At 32.7% G+C, this 21,141-nt stretch carries 12 protein-coding genes; 8 read left to right on the top strand and 4 right to left on the bottom strand.

Features of this window, described 5'->3' with window-relative positions; translation table 11 throughout:
- Positions 1-27: 27 nt before the first annotated feature.
- Together Q8L85_00485 and Q8L85_00480 are read left to right on the top strand one after the other, a co-directional pair.
- Entirely contained in the window at positions 28-1,857 is a 1,830-nt protein-coding gene (locus Q8L85_00485; GenBank protein ID MDP1723165.1) for a hypothetical protein, read from the top strand.
- 190 nt (positions 1,858-2,047) lie between these two features.
- Complete coding sequence (locus Q8L85_00480) at positions 2,048-3,082, top strand: hypothetical protein (protein ID MDP1723164.1); 1,035 nt, start codon at positions 2,048-2,050, stop codon at positions 3,080-3,082.
- A gap of 72 nt (positions 3,083-3,154) precedes the next feature.
- On the opposite strand, the gene Q8L85_00475 is transcribed toward Q8L85_00480, so the two are convergent.
- Entirely contained in the window at positions 3,155-3,847 is a 693-nt protein-coding gene (locus Q8L85_00475; GenBank protein ID MDP1723163.1) for a dienelactone hydrolase family protein, read from the bottom strand.
- Between the two features lie 87 nt (positions 3,848-3,934).
- The gene (gene uvrA / locus Q8L85_00470; GenBank protein MDP1723162.1) at positions 3,935-6,832 is read right to left on the bottom strand and encodes an excinuclease ABC subunit UvrA; all 2,898 of its coding nucleotides are present in this window, start codon (positions 6,830-6,832) and stop codon (positions 3,935-3,937) included.
- Positions 6,833-7,133: 301 nt separating this feature from the next.
- On the opposite strand from uvrA, the gene Q8L85_00465 reads away from it, so the two are divergent.
- The 6 genes from Q8L85_00465 to Q8L85_00440 all read left to right on the top strand — a co-directional run bounded on the left by Q8L85_00465 (position 7,134) and on the right by Q8L85_00440 (position 18,873).
- The gene (locus Q8L85_00465) at positions 7,134-8,090 is read left to right on the top strand and encodes a hypothetical protein (GenBank protein MDP1723161.1); all 957 of its coding nucleotides are present in this window, start codon (positions 7,134-7,136) and stop codon (positions 8,088-8,090) included.
- Positions 8,091-8,132: 42 nt separating this feature from the next.
- A complete protein-coding gene (locus Q8L85_00460) occupies positions 8,133-8,318 on the top strand; it encodes a hypothetical protein (protein MDP1723160.1) in 186 nt (61 codons plus the stop codon).
- Between the two features lie 247 nt (positions 8,319-8,565).
- Entirely contained in the window at positions 8,566-10,536 is a 1,971-nt protein-coding gene (locus Q8L85_00455; protein ID MDP1723159.1) for a lipase family protein, read from the top strand.
- A gap of 213 nt (positions 10,537-10,749) precedes the next feature.
- A complete protein-coding gene (locus Q8L85_00450; protein ID MDP1723158.1) occupies positions 10,750-13,266 on the top strand; it encodes a tetratricopeptide repeat protein in 2,517 nt (838 codons plus the stop codon).
- Positions 13,267-13,576: 310 nt separating this feature from the next.
- Complete coding sequence (locus tag Q8L85_00445; GenBank protein MDP1723157.1) at positions 13,577-16,129, top strand: hypothetical protein; 2,553 nt, start codon at positions 13,577-13,579, stop codon at positions 16,127-16,129.
- A gap of 476 nt (positions 16,130-16,605) precedes the next feature.
- The gene (locus Q8L85_00440; protein MDP1723156.1) at positions 16,606-18,873 is read left to right on the top strand and encodes a hypothetical protein; all 2,268 of its coding nucleotides are present in this window, start codon (positions 16,606-16,608) and stop codon (positions 18,871-18,873) included.
- Between the two features lies 1 nt (position 18,874).
- Here the strand turns inward: Q8L85_00440 and hflX are convergent, their stop codons facing one another.
- Both hflX and hfq read right to left on the bottom strand, forming a co-directional pair.
- Positions 18,875-20,182 (bottom strand): GTPase HflX, encoded by a 1,308-nt coding sequence (gene hflX / locus Q8L85_00435; protein MDP1723155.1) that lies wholly within the window; start codon positions 20,180-20,182, stop codon positions 18,875-18,877.
- A 191-nt stretch (positions 20,183-20,373) separates the two neighbouring features.
- Entirely contained in the window at positions 20,374-20,646 is a 273-nt protein-coding gene (gene hfq / locus Q8L85_00430) for an RNA chaperone Hfq (GenBank protein ID MDP1723154.1), read from the bottom strand.
- Positions 20,647-21,141 lie beyond the last annotated feature (495 nt).

The following is a 21,141-nucleotide window of genomic DNA, read 5'->3' as shown; positions in this document are numbered from 1 at the left end:
TAAAATATATTTTTTAAGGTTGTTATTATGTTAAAAAAAATTTACTTTTTGCTTATTGCTTCACTTTTTTCGACCTACGTTTATTCTATGGTTAATGAAGAAATAGAATACAATAATTGTAATCCTATAACGTCGATCGATTTAGAAGAATCAATTAGTTCCGAATACAAACAATTGGAGCTTAACTCTCTGTACGAAAAAGAATTTTTAGATAATCCAAAAACGATAGAAAGTACGGCTTTTAAAAATTTTGATATAGACAAGAATCTTATAGATGACTGTTTGAATCAAATCAAACAAGCAGAGCTTCATTTTTTTTGGACGACAGGAAGAACATTAAGCGACAATAATAACTACCAGCCAAATACTCAAGTTGATGTGGGTGGTTCAAAATATGGAAAAAAATTTTTTTCTTATGTTGATAAACTCTTGGAGGTTTCTCCCAGCCATCTTAAAGTTAAATTGGTTGCTGATGATTTAACCATAAAATCCAATGAAAACTACATCACAGGTCTATTAGATAAATACGGCAATCGTTTTGAAATTCTACACATAAATAAAGTTCAGGATAATTTATTTACAAAATTTTCTTCAGAGGAACAAAAGCTAAAATGTTTGTTTAAGAATGCTACACAAGGTAGCCCCGTAATCGCAAGTGATATTTATCGTATCATTGGAATGGCGTATGGTCAAAATCACGAGTCAGAAATTAATCAAACACAATACACTTATTGTGACATTGATGCATTTTGTTATGGAATGGAAGCCTTATTACATAGAGATCTTATCAAATCGCTTTTTAGTTCTGTTGTTCAAGAACCTTTTTATTTTGGAAGAAGTCGAACGAATAACGACCTTATTAAATTATGCATTTCAAATATAAAATCTTATGAAGACTTTTGTTATCAAATATTGTCTAATATTTATATTGATGCGGAAGTTTTAACATATTTTTCAAATCTTCACGATCGAATAAAATTATGTGAGCATATTAACATAGAAGATATTAATATTGATTCTGTTGTTAAAGAACCTATAAACGATCTTATTCTTGCTGTTACTCGAACGACAGGGCCAATATTTCTTATAGGTAAATTCATAACAACTAATCTATCCTATCCATCTGAAACCATTGGAGAATGGTATGCTCCAGAGGAGGTTCTAGATTATACATACCCACGTTATGTCGCGACACATCCATCATCAATTTTAGACTGGGGATACGGTAATGCTTCTGCAGAAGAGAAAAAAGTATGCGATGCATTTGATGTGGATTGTAATCACTACCGAAAAGTTCTTTCAGCTGCTTTTTATGCAAAGCGTTTTGGAAAAAACCATCCTTTTAATATTATAATTAACACTTATCTTCAAGATTATTTCCCTTATCGTATGAATTCTTTTAAAGATCTTTTTAGAGAAAATTTTGACTTTCACCATAAGGATGTGGAGCAAAAATATTCCCTAAAGTTAATGTCAAACTTCGACCCAGAGGAAGATGGTTTTTATAAAGAAGAAACAGTTTATTTAGAAAAAACGGATGAGGGGCTCAAATGTACTTTTGCTATCTCGGATAAGCAAGCGTCTGATTGTATTCTTGATATTCAGATAGATAAAAAATTAAGCCTCCGAGTCTTAAGTAAATTTAGATCTGAAATACATAAAAAATTATCACAGCACGGACTAACTCTTAAGCCAAAAAAAGGGCTATCTTATGAAGAGTGGAAAAAGAAAGCATTTAGTCGTATTACAAAATCTAACGCTAATCATTATGCGGTGCTCATAAGTGTTCTCAAAAAATTAGAGTTGGATATTGATGTAACGCTTACGGAGGATTCTATAGATTTTCAAAATCACTAAGAGTCTGTTCAGAAAGTAAATTTTTAGATTTAATATTTTTTTACAAGAAAGTGTTAATAATTTGTTTTATTTATAGCTTTATTGGTTTAGAGTTTGTGTGTTGTTATAATATGTTAGTATTGTATATTTTTTTATTGAAGTAATAAAAAATTTATGCTATGTTTTTTTTTAAAAATTATGGAGTATTAGTATGAAAAAAATTCTATTAACACTAGGTTTATTAAGTTTTTCTTTTACATCAATGGCTGCTTTGTTAAGTCAGGAAGAAATAGATGAATTTAATGCAAATTCTAATGATTTAAAAATCGTTAATACCTTTGATCCTTCTAAGATAACAACTTTAGTGGTTGGTGCAGGAATTTTGGGATCAGAAGGACATTTTTTTGGATCTCGTTCCTTTTTGGGGGGTGGTACGGTTGAATATGTTTCAAGTCAAGGTGAATTATATTCTGAAAATCCAAATAAAAAATTGCACGAATATATAATTCCTGATTTGAGATATGATTCTTTAAACAATAAAGTTAGTTATAAGTTTAATGATGTAAACAATAATATTATTAAATTTTCAAATAAAAAAGATGCACTTTCTTATCAAAATAGAAATATTATAAGCCCAATCGAAGTAGATCCAGAAAATACGCTTTATTTAGATATTGATACGGATTGTATTGTTCATCTAAAAGGTAGTGTTTTTGATTTAATAGAACTTCCGTTTTCGATTAAAGTTGATAAAATTGTGATTGAATATTTGGGTGATCGTCTTTATAAAAATAAAGATTTTAATAAGATTAATTGGAATTGGCTTCATCAATTACATGGAATAATGAATGATGGATGTAAAATTTATTATGAAATGCGTAACGAATGTTTGGAATATTTACATGATATAAAGCCTTTTTCGTCTCGTCTTATGAAATATATTCCTATGTTTAAAGCAATAATTAGATCGCCAGAGGACGCGACGTCTAAAAGATTTCAGTTCATTAGAGATCAAGATTTTAGGTTTTCACAATTAAAAGACGAAGATTTTGAATGTTTAACTGATTATGTTTACCCTATGCGTGGTGCAAAACAGAACGATATTGTGCAAAAATTTATAGATAATGGTTTTGACTATTTATCTTATAATTTTTTTGAAAAATATTCTGTTTCCCATATTCCAAATCGATTTTATAATACGATTAGGATTGAGGTCGTAATTTCACAAAAAGAAAATATTCTTTAATAAGATGATTAAGTAGGATAAGAGTTTTTATAAGTTGAAAATAAAAGCTCTTGTCCTACAATTACTCTGTTTTTAAGCAGGTCTCGCGCGTTTCATGTCGCTCGTTTTATCAAAAGAGTTCTTTAGGAAAACACCGCCTGTTTGAATGCTATAGGCATCAATGCCATGACCTAGACCTTGTCTTATATTCGTTTTAACGGGGCAATTTAAGTCTTTGAGTGTTTTTTCGGCCATATACATGGCTTGAATGGGCACGACCATATCCTGGTCCCCATGAAATAACAATATTTCTGGTTTGGATTGAATTTCATTTTTTAGGACATCAGCACCCGTTAAGGCACCTGAAAAGCCTAAAACCCCGGCGCAGGATTGGGGGCGTCTTAATGCTACATGAAGGGCCATCATCGTGCCTTGTGAAAACCCAACAAGGGCTAAATCAGCATCCGTTAAATTACGTTTTGAAAGTTCTTGATCAATGTAAGGATTTAGAATTGTAGCAGCGTCTATTGCGCCTTTATAAATGGATTCTGGTGCGAAACTTTGTAAGCTAAACCACTGATAGCCGAAAGGTGCCATATCGCAAGGGAAGGGCGCGTTAGGTGATATAAATTCAGCATCAGGGAGCAGGTCTTTCCAATCATCGGCAAGACTAATAAGATCGTTACCATCTGCGCCTAATCCATGAAGAAGGATCACTAATTGTTTTGGCGCTTGGCCTGATTTGGTCATCATTCTAGGGCCAGATAATGTTTTAGCGGGATTCATGAAATCAATCCTTTCGGTTAATGCGCTGCATATAAAAAACGAGATAAACATAAGTAATAACGTCGTGTAAAGACGTTTGTACATGTTTTACCCGACGACAGTAATATGTTTCTGGTTCAAAAGATACGGCGCTAAATATTGGCCTGTATACGATCTTTCGACTTTAATAATATCTTCAGGGATACCTTGTGCAATAATTTCGCCACCTTTATCACCACCTTCAGGTCCCAAATCAATAATCCAATCGGCTGTTTTGATGACTTCAAGGTTATGCTCGATCACAATGATTGTATTGCCTTGATCAACAAGGGCATGTAAGACTTCCATCAATTTACGAATATCTTCAAAGTGAAGACCAGTTGTTGGTTCATCCAGAATGTAAATGGTTCGACCTGTGGCACGCTTCGAAAGTTCTTTCGATAATTTAATACGTTGCGCCTCACCACCCGATAAAGTAGTTGCTTGCTGACCAATACGGATATAGCCAAGGCCAACGCGGTCCAATGTTTCAAGTTTTTCTCGAATGGATGTATGTGCCTCAAAGAAAACAGCGCCTTCTTCGACGGTCATATCCAATACATCGGCAATTGATTTGCCTTTATATTTAATTTCAAGAGTTTCACGGTTATAACGTTTACCTTTGCAGACATCACATTGAACATAGACATCAGGTAAGAAATGCATCTCAATTTTTAAAACGCCATCACCTTGGCAGGCTTCGCATCGTCCACCTTTGACGTTGAACGAAAAGCGTCCAGGACTATAGCCGCGTGCTTTGGCTTCAGGCAATCCTGAAAACCAATCGCGAATTGGTGTGAAAGCACCCGTATAAGTCGCTGGATTTGAACGAGGTGTCCGGCCAATGGGGGATTGATCAATATCGATAATTTTATCGAAATGCTGAATGCCAACAATTGCATCATAGGGACCAGGATGCGTTTTGGTGCCGTTTAGGCTACGCGCTAAGGCTTTGTAGAGTGTTTCAAGGGTCAGTGTCGATTTACCGGATCCAGATACGCCTGTGATGCAGGTTAAGGTGCCAACAGGAATGGTGGCGCTGACATTTTTAAGATTATTGCCTTTAGCACCTTGGATGGTAAGAAATTTATTACCTTGGGCTTTACGTCTTTTGGTGGGCACTGGAATGGATTTGATCCCTGAAAGATAAAGACCAGTCATGCTTTTAGGATCGGCGATGACATCATCTGGTTTGCCTTGAGAGACAATCTCGCCGCCATGCACACCAGCACCTGGTCCCATATCGATAAGATGATCTGCTATACGGATTGCATCTTCATCATGCTCAACAACAAGGACAGTATTGCCTAAATCACGCAAACGAACCAATGTTTCAAGTAAACGTCGATTATCGCGTTGGTGAAGGCCGATGGAGGGTTCATCCAACACATAAAGCACGCCTGTTAAACCTGACCCAATTTGGGAGGCTAAACGAATCCGTTGTGATTCACCGCCTGATAGAGTGCCGGAGTTTCGGGATAGACTTAAATATTCAAGGCCCACATTAACTAGAAAGCCAAGACGTTCGCTGATTTCTTTAATGATACGAAAAGCAATTTCGTTATGTGTGGGGCTTAACACATTGGAAAGGTTACCAAACCAACGGAGGGTTTCTGAAATTGATTTTTGGGATACTTGCGTGATGTGCAAATTGTCAATTTTAACGCAAAGAGCTTCAGGTTTTAAACGATTGCCCTCACAAACATCGCAGGGACGTGCGGATTGATATTTTGTAATATCATCACGAACGGAATTGCTTTCAGTGTCTTTGAAACGTCTTAATAAATTAGGAATCACGCCTTCAAAGGTTTTTTTAGTGCGATAGGTACGAAATTCGTCTTCCATTAAAAACGTGATTTCTTCTTTGCCAGATCCGTAAAGAACGACTTTTTGAACTTTTGCGGGTAAATCTTTGAAGGGTGTCGATAAAGATTCTTTATAATGTTTGGCAACACCTTCTAGCATTTGGATGTAATATTTAGCATATCCGCCACTCCAAGGCGCAATCGCACCTTCCATCAGGCTTAAGGAATCGTTAGGGACAACAAGGTCAGGGTCAATATCAAGTTTCGTCCCCAAGCCATCGCAAGCAGGGCAGGCGCCATGAGGATTATTGAAGGAGAATAAACGTGGTTCAATCTCGTCTAAAGTAAAGCCGGAGACAGGGCAGGCGAATTTAGAAGAAAATGTTGTTCTTTCTTCAGTGGTCGCGTCTTCGGCGTAAATGAGTCCTTCAGACAAACTAAGGGCCAGTTCAATGCTATCGGCTAAACGATTGCCTAAATCTGCGTCAACAACAATACGATCAACAACAACTTCAATGGTGTGTTTTGTGTTTTTATCGAGTGCCGGGACATCATCAATATCATAAAACTTTTTATCGACCTTAACGCGTGTGAAGCCTTTTTTCTGAAGATCTAAAAATTCTTTACGGTATTCACCTTTGCGTCCACGTACGATGGGCGATAAAAGAAAGAGTTTGGTGCCAGCAGGAAATTCCATAATTTTATCAACCATTTGTGAAACGGTTTGACTTTGAATGGGAAGACCTGTTGTGGGCGAATAGGGAATACCAATTCGTGCAAAAAGAAGGCGCAAATAATCATGAATTTCAGTGACGGTGCCTACAGTTGAGCGTGGATTTTTAGATGTTGTTTTTTGCTCAATAGAAATAGCAGGCGATAGACCTTCAATTAGGTCTACATCGGGTTTTTGCATCAGTTGCAGAAATTGACGTGCATAAGCCGAAAGACTTTCAACATAACGACGTTGTCCTTCAGCATAAATGGTATCAAACGCTAAAGAAGATTTGCCAGAACCACTAAGCCCTGTAATCACTACAAGGGAATTTCGGGGAATGTCGACATTAATATTTTTGAGATTATGTTCGCGTGCGCCTCTAACCGATAAAAAGTCAATGGATTGCAAGGTGTTATTTTTTTTAACGGGTTTTTGAGAGAACGTCACAGGCTTTTCTCCGGCATAATTTTTATGAAAACTGATTAAGATAAAGCTTTTTTGGGGGAAATGGCAAGCATTATTTTTGTTTTGGTGGGTTTTTGAAAATATTATGCACGTTTGTAAATATTGGATTACCCCATTGAATAGATGGCTTAATAAAAATGAAGTGATTAAATTTTGTATTTAAATAAAATGCATATATTGTTTTCATTGATCACATATTGATGCCAATAAAAAAAATTGTTATTGATGTAAAGTTAAGTATATAAATTTTTTATTTAAATAATAGTTTTTTATTAAATTATGTATGCAATCTTTGATTGTTAATGTTATTTCTAAATTGATGACGAATATGATGGGAGAAGAACATATTTTTGGTCGTTATCTACGAAATATTAAAGACGAGGAAGCGCAACGTTTAAAAGCGTTGCTTGGTGATATTGTGGATCACGAAAGATTGATTGACAGGAATGATCGTGCGACCTTAGCCCAAACTTTAAAGCAATTCATTCATATTTTGCTGGCATTAAAAGATTCTCATACATTTTATCAAAATATTAATTTGTTGTGTGAATCTTATGAAATTTACTTACCTGTATGTAAATATAGTGACCAATTAGGAGATATTACATTTGAAGATTTAATTCAAAAATTGAAACAAAAAGATGTCGAGGGGCGTGGTCAAGTTGCAGATCTTCAAAATGAAATGCGCGTATTTGTTCAAGACGCATCTTTTAACACATTGTTGAATGATTTTTCTAATGAAACTGGTAGCAAATTACGCGCGTTAATGTCAGGTTTTGTTGCCAATGGTTGGGTTATAGGGCTTCTTAATTTAATGGAAGCTTCGAAAAACATGGGGCTGAATGAGGCAATTGATGCGTCTTTTGATCGCGTGTCAATTGACAAAGATATACCACTTACGTGGAGCAATCTTCAAAAAGTAATTTTGAAAGAATTAAGTGCTCTTAAACGTCGAAGCCTACACAATATTGTTAATAAATTAATAAACCCAAATTATGGGCAAGAATCTGATGATACTTTTCTACTCTTCAACCCGCATGATATTACTTATGTTGAAAGTCTTTTGGGTGAGATTATCGGTTTGCAGAATCCTCAAAAATCCTTAAATTTTGATGTTTGGGGTAATGTGGATGAAAAAATAACATCTAAATCACTTCAAGAAATGCTTGATCTTTTTCATGAGGATTTTACACCTGTTAAAATTATGGATTGTATAAAACGCATGATCGTCGATCATTAACTTAACATTATTGATCCTGCGACTGGGAATAATATCATTTGGTTGATGTTAAGTCTTGCGGCTAAAGAACAGCTTGTGGGTAAAGGCATTGATCCTTCTTTTGTTGATATGGATGAATTCATCTATAACGAAAATGGTGAAGCAACACAGCTTGCTATGGCTTTGTTTCTAACTAAGCTGGGTATTTTGAAAGAAGTTAGTAAAGAAGGTGCGCAGCTGAGCGAATAAAAATTTTGTGAGAGCCTGTTCAGTGCAGGCTTTTCTCCGACATAATTTCTTTGCAAACTGATTAGGATAAAGCTTTTTTGGGGGCAATGGCAAGCATTATTTCATTTTTTTATGGAAATTATTATTTTGTATTTTGGTATATAAGTAAATTATATTGACATTTTTTCTGATCGGCATTACTTTAACTTTATATTAACTTATCTATTTTATTATTTAAATTGAAACGTATTTTATTATGGAGTTTAAAATGAAAAGCAACACTATGTTTATAACTTTTTTTTCGCTGATTATTTTGTTTGGATTTCAATCCTACGCTGAAACGACAAAAGAAAGAATTCTTTCTTTATTTCCAATGCATTTTACGCAGCAAGAACTTGATCGATTGAAAGATCAAGAACCTGTCTTTAGAAATGATCTTTTTTACTCTATGAATGGCGAAGAAGCTCAAAAATTAGCATCGAGTTATCCTTCCAAAATACAAATCCTTACTGGTGGTGGTTTTCCTGATCGTGTCTTTAGAACAGATATAATTATGATTGAATCTGATAAGGCTGCTTCTGCAACTTATGTTGCAAAGGGGGCTTATTATGGGGAAACTAGGTTTGAAATTAAAGTTGAGCGGTTTATTGATGCAAACGAGTCACTTTTGGGGTATTCGTCTTCTGGGGAGGATTTAGATAGCCAAAAACTAACGACCCTTACACAAATTAAAGAATTGGATCGAAATTTTGTTCGTGGTGGTGAAGGTGTTAAAGGTAATGGATATGATAAACGCTTAATCAATAATTTGGTTGCTTTTTTTCTTGTAATTAAAAAACTAAATGGTGAGTCTTTTGATGATACGGCTGGACAAACATTTCAACAGGGTCGGGTTTTATTAAGAGAGTATATTGTTGATAAAATAAAAAAAGATTATCCAATAGACCAAAATGAAGAATTATTGCTGGATGAAGAAGATTTTTATGTCATTGTTGATTTGTTAAAGAATGAAATCTATCAAAAAATTGGCGTTAATCCAGGGGTCATTCCTTCGTTGGAGAAATATGTTGTTGAGTTTCTCAGTCCTTTGGGTGATGAATGGTTAGCAGGTGTTGCAGATAAATCTTTTGAAGAGCGTTATGTACATAAAGATCCTGCTCTTTTAAAAGTTGTGTTATTACCAGTGAGTGAACATTTGTTTCATGATATTGAGGGTTCTGCATTAGATGAAAGTTCGTTTCATATGGTGGAAGATAATAATAACAACAATATTATTGAGGATTTTGATAAAAACATAGGTCAATTTGCGAAAGCTACAGATATAGATGATGATACGATTGATTGTATTGATTTGTCTATTCTGGCTTTTCATTTTTATCTGCAAGGTAAAAATAAAGAAGAATTTGATGTTGCGGTCGAGACAGTACGTAATAAAACCGGATTTTTCGGTGGATCCTATGTTGCTGAACGTCATTTAGCTCAAAAAGATCCAAAATGGGATCGCTGGTATTTTAAGCCCTTTTACGGCATTGGTGGGAGTAAGTTGCTTCAATCGTATCGCACGCCAGGAGTTCATGGCATGGTTGCTTTTAATCCATCGAAAAATTTAATTGTTGTAACCTATCGAGGTACTCAAAGAGGTAAAGAATGGTTAGGGCAAAATTTTAATTTTGTCAAAAAACAACCGGTTTTAGCAGGAATTGAAGGTTCTGCTTTAAAAGATTTCGACGGTTGGGTACATGCTGGTTATTGGAATCTTTTTGAAACCACAAAAGATGAAATAGAAGCAAGTATTAAAGAGTTTTTATTGGAATTAGAAGAAGAAGAAAGAAAAGATGTTAAGTTAGTATTTACAGGTCATAGTCTTGGTGGTGCTACAGCAACGCTTGCTGCAGGCTATTTTGCTTCACAGGATACTTTTAAAGGTTTGGAAAAAGAAATTCGAACCTTTGGTTCTCCCAAAGTTGCTGGGGAGGATTTTAAATTATGGCTTGAAGCGCGTGTTCCAGGTAAAAGTTTTGCGCGCGAAACTGATCCGGTTCCAAGTTTTCCCCTTCGTGTTAGGGGTAAGTATTTTCAGACAACTTATCCATTGCTTATGTTAGATTCATTTGGTGATACATCTTTAAATTTGGATGCGGCTCATGATGCACGTAAATATCAGCAAGCGATTTATGCTTTAAGAAATATACCATATGAAAAAATGTATATTAAAGGTGCTGAGCTTTTAAATAAATAAAATATTTCACTATAAGTAAGGGGTTTTATTATTTGAAACCCTTTATTTTTTTTTGAATATAATTAAAATTATTTTTATTCTAAAACAGATTAAGATAAATTTTAAAATTATATTATTTTAATATAGCTTTAATATGATTTTGTTTTAATTTTAACGTTTTTATGTTATGTATACATATTGAACATATTTTTATTTAAAAAGATTGGATTTAAAATGAATAAAATTATTGCGGTATTTTTTTCTTTCACACTTTGTTTTTCAATGTCTTCATTTGCAGGTTTTAAGGAAGCTGCTGAATTGTTTGAGCAAAAAAGATATATCGAAGCATATGATGAATTTTTTATATGTTATCAGCAGAATGATTTAAGGGGTAATGCTTATCTTTCTAATATCATAGCAACTGATAAGATTAATGCTGAACGAAAAGAATTTTGGACTTCAGAGGAATTGCAAAAACTTGAAGATACAACCTGTATAAGATCGGAAAAATCTTTAAAGGCCTCAATATTATATCAAGATTTTTTGAAGCAAAATAATAAATTATTAACAGAAAAAAAACAGAATAAAAAAAAGAGAATAAATATAATATTAAGTGGATTGGTTGGTCAATTATTAAGTTTACATAAGGAATCAATAAGCCGTGCTGCTTTTATTTTGATAAATATTTCTGAAAATGATGAATTTAGAAGACTTTTCAAGCTTTCAAATTCAAGTGTTTATTATGATTATGCGCTAGAATGGCATGTTGATCGTGATATTTATATTGATGCTTTTCAGAAAGGGTTTTTGAATAGAAAAGGATATGAGACTTATAAGTTATACGCACAATTTTTGATTAGATTTCCTGTAAAAGGTGAAGGTGAATTAAAAATTTCAAATATGTTGAAAAAAAATGCAAGTCTCCTTAATGATCCTACGCATCTTACGCTTGTTAATCGTTGGCTTATTCAAGCAGCTCATTTAGGAAACCAACAAGCAGTTGAAATCGTTTCTGAAAATTTAACTCATTTGATTATAAGCAAAAATAAAATATCTGATGCAAGTTATATCAGAGATAGCTCTATTTTAACCTGTCTTTATAGGGCAGCTTATGACGGTAAGGATAATGGTTATTATGCTTGTTTATTAGGATGTAGCTTTGATTCAAATCATAAAAAAAATGAAAATCATATATCAGGTATTCAAAAAAATAACAAAAATTCTATTTTTTGGTATAAAAAAGCGAAAGAACAGGGTCATTATTTAGGTGCTTTTAATTATATTGTTTTGTGTTGTAATAAATATAAAGAGAATATTTCAAAACATACGCATAAGTTAATATTAAGTGATGTTGTAGAAATTATTGATGAGATTTTAAAAATTGAAAATGATGCATCTGATTTAAATACTAAAGAACATAAAGAAATACTATCTAAAAAAATAATATATTTTATTGAGATTATTTATATTAAAAAATTTAATTTTGATTCATTGTTACAAGCGTTAAATTATGTTATTGCACATGCTGAAATAGAAAGTAAAAATATCGCCGAATATTATAAAGCTGCTTTTGGTAAAATTGATTTTTTTGAAGAAAAATTAACAGATGATGATTTTTTTCAATTGTATTTAAGCGCGAGTAAAACATGTTATCTTGCAATGCTTGAACTTGGTTGTATTTATGAACATGGTTTATCAGGTCAAGAAATCGATTTTGATAAATCGTTTGCGTATTATACAAATGCTTATAATAGGATGAATGATTTAGGTCTAACCAATTATATTATGTTTTACAATTTAGGTATGTCTTATTTAAATGGTCGAGGATGTGAAAAAAATTACGTATATGCATATGAATTATTGAATAAAGCTTATGCATTAGCGCCAAATGATCCTGATATCGTTGATGCGATCTTAAGATGTTGCTTTCTTTTGGGCGAAACACACAATAAAAAAGCATATAAATTTGCTGTGTTAGCCTATAAAATGAATATTCCTTTCGGTGACTTTAATTATGCAATTTGTTTGCTTTTTGGTAAAGGTTGTAAAAAGGATGTTAATCAAGCAAAAGAAATTATTAAAAGCTATTATGATAAAAACAATGCTTTTGCTGCTTATTTGCTTGGAAAAATTGAACTAATAGAATCTTCTCACGAAAACGTAAAAGAGTATTTTGATAATTTTCTTTTATGGGCTGATCCAAATTCAGATCTTGAACAATCTTTTGTCGGAGAAGTTATTTTGTTTCTTTCAAATAAAGCTTTAGATGAAGTTGGTGTTTCTGAATTGGCTGAAAAAAAAGAAGAAGAGCCTGAAGAGATAGACGATCAAGATGATGGGCAAGATTTTGATATTGAAATAATTATTGAAGAAGAGCGTCAAAAAAGTTTAGATAAAAGAAATTCATTAAAAAATCGTCAACAGCAAGTTCAAATAGCTCAAGAAGAAAATGTGTTGCCTACTACTATAGCTAGATTAAAGCCTAAGCAAAGACAAATTTTTGATGCGATTATGGATTCTTCTGTAAATCAAGAAGTAAAGTGGAGTCAATTTGAAAAATTAATTTGTGGATTAATGAAAAATGGTGATTTTTTGAAGCCAGCGGGTGGATCGAAAATCAATATTAAACTAGGTCAAGTTCAGAAACAAATCCACATGCCTGAGCATAATGAGGCAGCGCCCTTATGTCCTGGACGACTTAAAAAAGCACGAGAATTGCTTTCGGCTGTTATGTTAGAAGAACCAGCTTAATCAACATTAAATTTCTGTTGCAACCTGTTGAATTCTTTTCGTTTATTCGAAAATGTAGATGGGTTGCAGCGTTTGAATATTCTCGATCCAAGACAAGTCATTTTCGTAAATCTAAGCGATCTTGGCTTTTTTTGTATTTTCATTGATGCTTTTATATGAATGTCATGTTTTTGTATAATTTTTTAATATAAAAATATGTATTATTTGTACTTTTTGTAAATTACCAAATAAATTTATTGTTTATTTTTTATTGTTTTGTTTTTACTTATGTGTTAAGTTTTTTTATTAAAATTAATACATAGGATTGATGATGAAGAAAATTATTGCAGCATTTTTTGCCTTTACATTTTGTTTTTCAATGAGTTTGCATGCAGGTTTCAAGGAAGCTGCTGATTTATTTGAACGGCATAAATATGGTGAAGCATATGATGAATTTCTGACCTGTTATAAAGCGAATGATTTAAGGGGTAATGCATACCTTCGTCATTTGATATTAAACGATAAGATTGATGCTGCGCGAAAAGAATTTTGGAGTGATTTTGAATTCCAAAAGTTAGAAGATACAACATGTATAAGATCAGAAAAATCTTTGCAAGCATCTGTTCTATATCAAGAATTTTTAAAACAAAGTAATGACTTGTTAACAGAAAAAAAAATAAATAAAAAAAAGAAATTAGAAAAATCTTTGGTTGGATTGTTGAACAAATTAGTAGATCTACACAAAGAATCAATAAGTCATGCTACTCTTATTTTAATAAACATTTCTGAGAACATTGAATCTAAAAAAAGATTTAAACTTTCTGAGACGAGTTTTTATTATGATTATGCGCTAGAATGGCACGTGGATCGGGATATTTATTTAAGTGCATTACAAAAAGGATATTTAGATAAACCAGGTTATGAGACTTATAAATTAAATGCACAATTATTGGAGAGAGTTTCTGGTAATGGTGTAGGCGAATTTTTAATTGCAAAAATACTGGCAAAAAAAAAGCTTCCTGATGTTGAAAGCCATCGTAAAGTTTTAGATCGTTGGTTTATTCAAGCTGCTCTTTTAGGAAATAAAGAAGCGCTTGAAACAGTGCTTGAATATCAGCTTGACTTGATTAAGAAAAAAAATAAAGTATCTGATGAAAGTTATATTAGAGACAGTTCGATTTTAACTTGTCTTTATAGGGCTTCATATGACGGTATTGCTGATGGTTATTATGCTTGTTCATTAGGATACAATTTTGATGGGAATCATAAAAAAACCGAAAACGCTTTATTAGGCATTAAAATAGATAATAGGAAAGCGATGTTTTGGTATAAAAAAGCAAAAGAACAGGGTCATTATTTAGGGGCTTTTAATTATATTGATTTAAAGTGTAAGGAATATAAAGATAAAGGTGTAAAATCCATAGATGAATCAAAAATAAATGATTTTATAAATATTATCAATGAGATTTTAAAAATTGAAAATGATCCGTCCGAGTTAAATAATAAAGAAGATAAAGAATTATTATCAAGAAAAATTATATACTTAGTTGAGCTCATATATAGTAATAATTCTTCTATTAATTTTACTTCATTATTTACAGCATTAAATTATGTTATTGCATATGGTGACATAGAAAGTAAAAACTTAGCTAAGTTTTTAAAAGCATTATATAATTTGAATGGTTTTTTTGAAGAAAAATTAACAGATGAAGATTGTTTTCGATTGTGTTTAAACGCGAGTAAAACATATTATCTTGCAATGCTGGAGCTTGGTTGTATTTATGAACATGGTCGATTAGGTCAAGGAATTGATTTTGATAAATCGTTTGAGTGTTATGCAAATGCTTATAATCAGATGAATATTTTGGGTTTAAGTCATTCTACAATATTGTACAATTTAGGAATGTCTTATCTAAATGGTAAAGGATGTGAAAAAAATTATGAGAAAGCATATGAATTATTGAATAAAGCCTATGATTTAGCACCTAACGATCAAGATGTTCTGGATGCTATGTTAAGATGTTGTTTGTTTTTGGGAAAAAAATATAATCAAAAAGCTTATAAATTTGCAGTATTGGCATATAAAAAGAAAGTTCCTTTTGGTGATTTTCATTATGCAATTTGTTTGCTTTTTGGAAAAGGTTGTAGCAAGGATATTGGTCAAGCGAAAGAAATAATTAATAAATATTATAAAGAGGGTAATGCCATTGCTGCTTATTTGCTTGGAAAAATTGAATTAATAGAATCTTCACGTGATAGTGCTCAGAAATATTTTGACAATTTAATTTCATGGGCTGATCCAAATTCAGAGCTTGATCAAGCTTTTTTAGCAGAGATAAAATTGTTTTTTTCAGATGAAATTTTAGATGAATTGGATGGTTCTGAAGCTGGTAAAAATCCATTGCAAGCATCTAATAGCGATATCTTAAATGTTGAAGCTAATAATGTTGAAGCTAATAATATAGAGGGTGAATATGATGAACCATATATAGACTATCAGCAAATAATCGAAGTAGAACGTCAAAAAAGTTTAGATAAAAGGTTGTTAAAAAATCGTCAGCAGTTAGATGGGCAGCTTGAAGAAGAAAATGTTTTACCTGCTTCTTTATCTAAATTAAAACCTAAGGAAAGACAAATTTTTGATGCGATTATGGACCCTGCTGTAAATCAAGAAATAAAGTGGAGTCAATTTGAAAAGTTAATTTGTGGATTAATGAAAAAAGGTGATTTTCTTAAGCCAGCTGGCGGATCGAAAATTAATATTAAATTAGGTCAGGTTCAAAAACAAATCGATATACCTGAACATCGTAAAGCGGCATCTTTATGTCCTGGACGCATTAAAGATGCGCGGGAATTGCTTTCGGCTGCTGTGATTGAAAAGTAGGCTAATCAACTTTAAATTACTGTTGCAGTAGTTGAATTCTTTTTCGTTCATTCGAAAATATAGATGGGTAGTAATCTCTAAATTTTCATTGTTTAAGACAAAACCATGTTCGTAAATTTAAGCGATCATGGCTTTTTTATTAAAATTTACTTAATAAAATTATTAACTTTACATTTAATTTTATTGATTTTTTATGAAATTATGTTATTGCTACTTTCTAATTTTAATACATAGGATTTGAAATGAAAAAAATTATTATGGCATTTTTTGCCTTTACACTTTCTTTTTCAATAGCTTCATTTGCAGGTTTCAAGGAAGCTGCTGAATTATTTGAGCAAAAACTATATATCGAAGCTTATGATGAATTTTTTATATGTTATCAGCATCATGATTTAAGGGGTAATGCTTATATTCATCATCTGATATCAACTAATAAGATTAATGTTGAACAAAAAGAATTTTGGAATACAGATGAATTGCAAAAACTTGAAGATACAACGAGTAAAAGTTCTGAAAATTTTTTAAAAGCTTCAGAATGTTATCAGTTGTTTTTGAAATATAATGCTAAATTAATCTCAGCAAATAAAAATAAAAGAAAAAAAATTGAAAATAGATTGAAAAATATAATTAAAAATTTAATAAACTTACATAATAAATCTAATGCGCGTTCTACAATTATTCTAGCACAACTTGCCGAAAATACTGAGTTAAGAAAGAGGTTTACCCTTTTTGCGCCTAAGTCTTATTATGACGCTTCATTACAATACGCAGATCGTGATATTTATATAAGTGCTTTACAGAAAGGTTATTTGGATAGAAGCGGCTATGAACAGCATAATTTATATGCACAGTTTTTAGAAAGATTTCCATCAAGGGGTGAAGGCGAGTTGAAAATCGCTAATATGTGTAAATCAAAAAAAGATCCTGTTGCTGAAAGTCTTTGGTTAGTTAGAGCTGCTCATTTAGGGAACCAGGAAGCATATGACAGAGTTTTAAAAGATTATTTGTTTCTTATTACAGATTTAAATCCACCTGATGGTCGTAACCCATTGAGAGATAACGATATTTTAGTTTGTGTCTATAAAGCTGCCTATGAATTAAAAGATGGTGGGGCTTACGCTTTGTTGATGGGTAATTTTTTTGATAATAATCAGAAAGATGAAATGCATAAAGTAAATGTATTAAATAAAGATAACAAGAAAGCTTTATATTGGTATAATAAAGCAAAAAATGCTGGAGATTATTTAGGTTTTACTAATTGTTTATTTTTACAATATAATGAGATAAGAAAAAAATTAATATCAGAAAATGAAGCTATGATCCAGCAGCATATTAATTTCGTTGAAGATGTTCTGAAAATAGAAGACGATTTCTCTGAATTTAATACAAATGAAATGAGAGTTAATTTATCTCATACAATTATCACTATTATTCAGAAGTTATTTAAAATATCAGATCTAAAACAAGAAATTTTTTCTAAATCTTTAGATTATGTTATTCATCATGGTAAATTAGATGATAAAAATATTGCTAAATTTTTTAAATTTTCATTTATTCAAGATGGTTTTATTTTAGGTCAATTCAATGATGAAGAACTTCTTCTTTTGTTAAAAGAATCTAGTGAAACTTATTGCCATGCTGCGAATAAACTTGGGTTTATTTATGATCAAGAGCTTAATTTTAAAAAATCGTTTGAATGTTATCTAAAAGCGTGTGCAATGGCAAATGCTCAAAATCCGAATCATTATTTATGTTTTTACAATCTGGCTTTAGCCTATATTAATGGATGTGGTTGTGAAAAAGATTACAAAAAAGCATATGATTTGTTAAAGATAGCGTATTTATTGAAACCTTTTGATTCAGATATAGTTGATAGTTTAGCAAAGTGTTGTTTTTATTTAGGTGGAGAATTTAACAAAGAAGCTTATCATTTTTATGAATTGGCAACTAAAATGAAAGTGCCTTTTTCAGATTTTAATCTTGCTCTTTGCAAACTTTTTGGTAAAGGATGTAAAAAGAACGTTGCTGCAGCACAAAAAATATTTGAAATTTATTATGCTACACAAAATTCAAATGCAGCATTTTTTCTTGGAATGATTGAGTTAATGAAATCTTCTGAATTAAACATTAAAAATGCGAAGAAATATTTTGAACAAGTTGTTTTATGGGCAAATTCAAATCTTGATACAGACCAAAACTATCTTGATACTGCAAAATTATTTCTTGCATCAGTCTCAAAAGAAAAAAACGCAGATGTATCTACTTTTGAATCTTCAGCTGCGCTTGTTGAAGGTATAGAGGATGTTGAAGAGAAAGAAGAAGACTCAGATTCTGAAGAATTTGTTTTTGATTATCAGCAAATAATCGAAGTAGAGCGCCAAAAAAGTTTAGATAAAAGGTTGTTAAAAAATCGTCAGCAAGCAGATGGACATATTGAAGAAGAAAAAGATGTGTTACCTGCTTCTTTGTCTAAATTAAAAACTAAGCAAAGAGAAACTTTTGATGCGATTATGGATCCTTCTGTAAATCAAGAAGTAAAGTGGAGCCAATTTGAAAAGTTAATTTGTGGATTAATGAAAATAGGTGATTTTTTGAAGCCAGCTGGTGGATCAAAAATCAATATTAAATTAGGTCAAGTTCAAAAACAAATCCATAAGCCTGATCATAGTGATGCAGCGCCCTTATGTCCTGGACGGATAAGTGCAGCCCGCGAATTGCTTTCTGCAGTTGCGCTTGAAGATTAATTTAATCAACATTAAATTTCTGTTGTAATCTATTGAATTCTTTTTCGTTGATTCGAAAATGTAGGTGGGTTGCAACATCTGAGTCTTCTCGATCCAAGACAAAGCCATGTTCGTAAATCCAAGCGATCATGGCACCGTTTTCATTAGGAATATCAAGCGTCAACTCTTTCGTATCTCGTAAAAGATATGTGTCAATGTGCTGCAATAAATCTTTTATGCCAAATCCTGTAAGCGCTGAAACGGCAAATTGATTGTCGTGGGATTGTAATGCATTTTGCTGTTCTTCATCAAGTAAGTCACATTTATTAAGCACTTCAAAAGCTGAAACAATAATTTCATCTGGAAGTTCTAAAGAACGTAAGACGTCTATCACGTCTTCGCGTTGTGCATCGCTATTTGGATGAGATATATCGCGAACATGCATGATGAGATCAGCTTCCATGGCTTCTTCAAGCGTTGCCCTAAAAGCTGCAATAAGATGAGTCGGTAAATCGGAAATAAACCCAACCGTGTCTGATAAAATAATTTTTTGGCCAGAGGGTAATTTAATAAGACGCATGGTGGGGTCAAGCGTTGCAAAAAGCATGTCTTTTTCAAAAACATCAGCTCCTGTTAATCGGTTGAAAAGTGTGGACTTTCCAGCATTGGTATAACCAACCAAAACAACCACAGGGTAGGGGACGCGTTGTCGTGATTTGCGCTGAAGTCCACGTGTGCGTTTGACGGTTTCAAGATCTTTTTTGATGATAATGATGCGATCGTCAATCATACGACGATCAAGTTCTAATTGCGTTTCACCGGGGCCACCAACGGTCCCCATTCCACCACGTTGACGCTCTAGATGGGTCCAGGATTTGACCAAGCGGCTGCGTTGATAGGTGAGGGCGGCAAGCTCTACTTGGAGGGTGCCTTCATGGGTTTGGGCGCGATCACCAAAAATTTCTAAAATAAGTCCTGTGCGGTCAATAACTTTAATTTTTAAAAATTCTTCAAGATTACGCTGTTGAATAGGCGTTAAAGGAGAATCGATATAAACAATATCAACTTTTTTATCATCATTATCATAAGAGTCAATAAGGGATTTAATGCGATCAAGGGTGCCTGTGCCAAAAAGGTGGCCGGCATTTGGTTTTTGAATGGAAATAACTTCGGACCATAAAACTTCAAGATTAATAGCAAGTGCTAAGCCTTTTGCTTCCTCTAATTGTGCTGCAGGTAAGCGTCTTTTTTTTGTGGGACTTAATCTGATTGATTTAAAATCGGGGCATAGGACGATAACGCGCCCTGTCGAGGATTTTGTAGGATTCAATTCGACCTCAAATAATAATGATTAAAGGCCACCTAAAACTCTTAAAGCGCCTTGCTTTATAACTAAGAATTTTTTGAGTTCAGACAAGGAATGATGAGCGACGTATATTCTTCATATATGAGCGAAGAATGACGACGTATCAACCTAAAAATTCTTAGTTATCGCACCTTAAGAGTAATGGATTTTAAATTTTATTCAATAGGCTTTTCGTACGTTGCCATTGAATCTTCACCATCTTGATCTTGAAGGGTGAGATTTTGTCCTGGCATGATGGTTGAAATGGCATGTTTGTATACCAATTGAACCTGATAATCACGACGAAGAAGCATGGAAAAATTATCAAACCAAGTGACAATCCCTTGTAATTTAACACCATTTACAAGAAATATGGTCACGGGGACTTTATTTTTACGAATGTTGTTTAAAAAAACATCTTGAAGATTGTGGCTTTTTTCGTTGCTCATTTTTATTAACCATTCTTTTGTTGTTGAAATGACAAAATAATACTGCACTTCATATAGATTATAGTATATTTTGAATCTAAAATCTATTTCTGTATAGCTTATTATGACATATATCGTGTCCTATTGTCAACATATTTATATTTTGTATTGAAATAATTTATGTATTTTGAAGATGATAATGATTATATTTTTTATTCAAAACATAGATTAAAGTCTTTGCCGTATTTTGGTATATTGGCTTCAGTTTCTTAATGTGTCGTGAAATGGGTTGAATTTTTATAAGATACGCTTCATTGCGAGTTGTCCACCATCTAGATGGGCCGGCTTAAAAGGAATGACAACCCATCCTCCGTCATTGCGAGTTTCCCACCACCTAAAAGGGTCGGACTTAAAAGGAATGACCAAATTCGCAAACATGTGTATAAAAAGCTTGTGCGACCTGGAGGCCGTCGAAGCATTGGTGTTTGAAGAACCCGTTTGCGAGTCTGGTCCGCA

Source organism: Alphaproteobacteria bacterium, assembly GCA_030680745.1.
Classification (GTDB): Bacteria; Pseudomonadota; Alphaproteobacteria; order JAUXUR01; family JAUXUR01; genus JAUXUR01.
The sequence above is the reverse complement of the archived record's forward strand: the minus strand, read 5'-3'. Positions and strand labels throughout refer to the sequence as shown.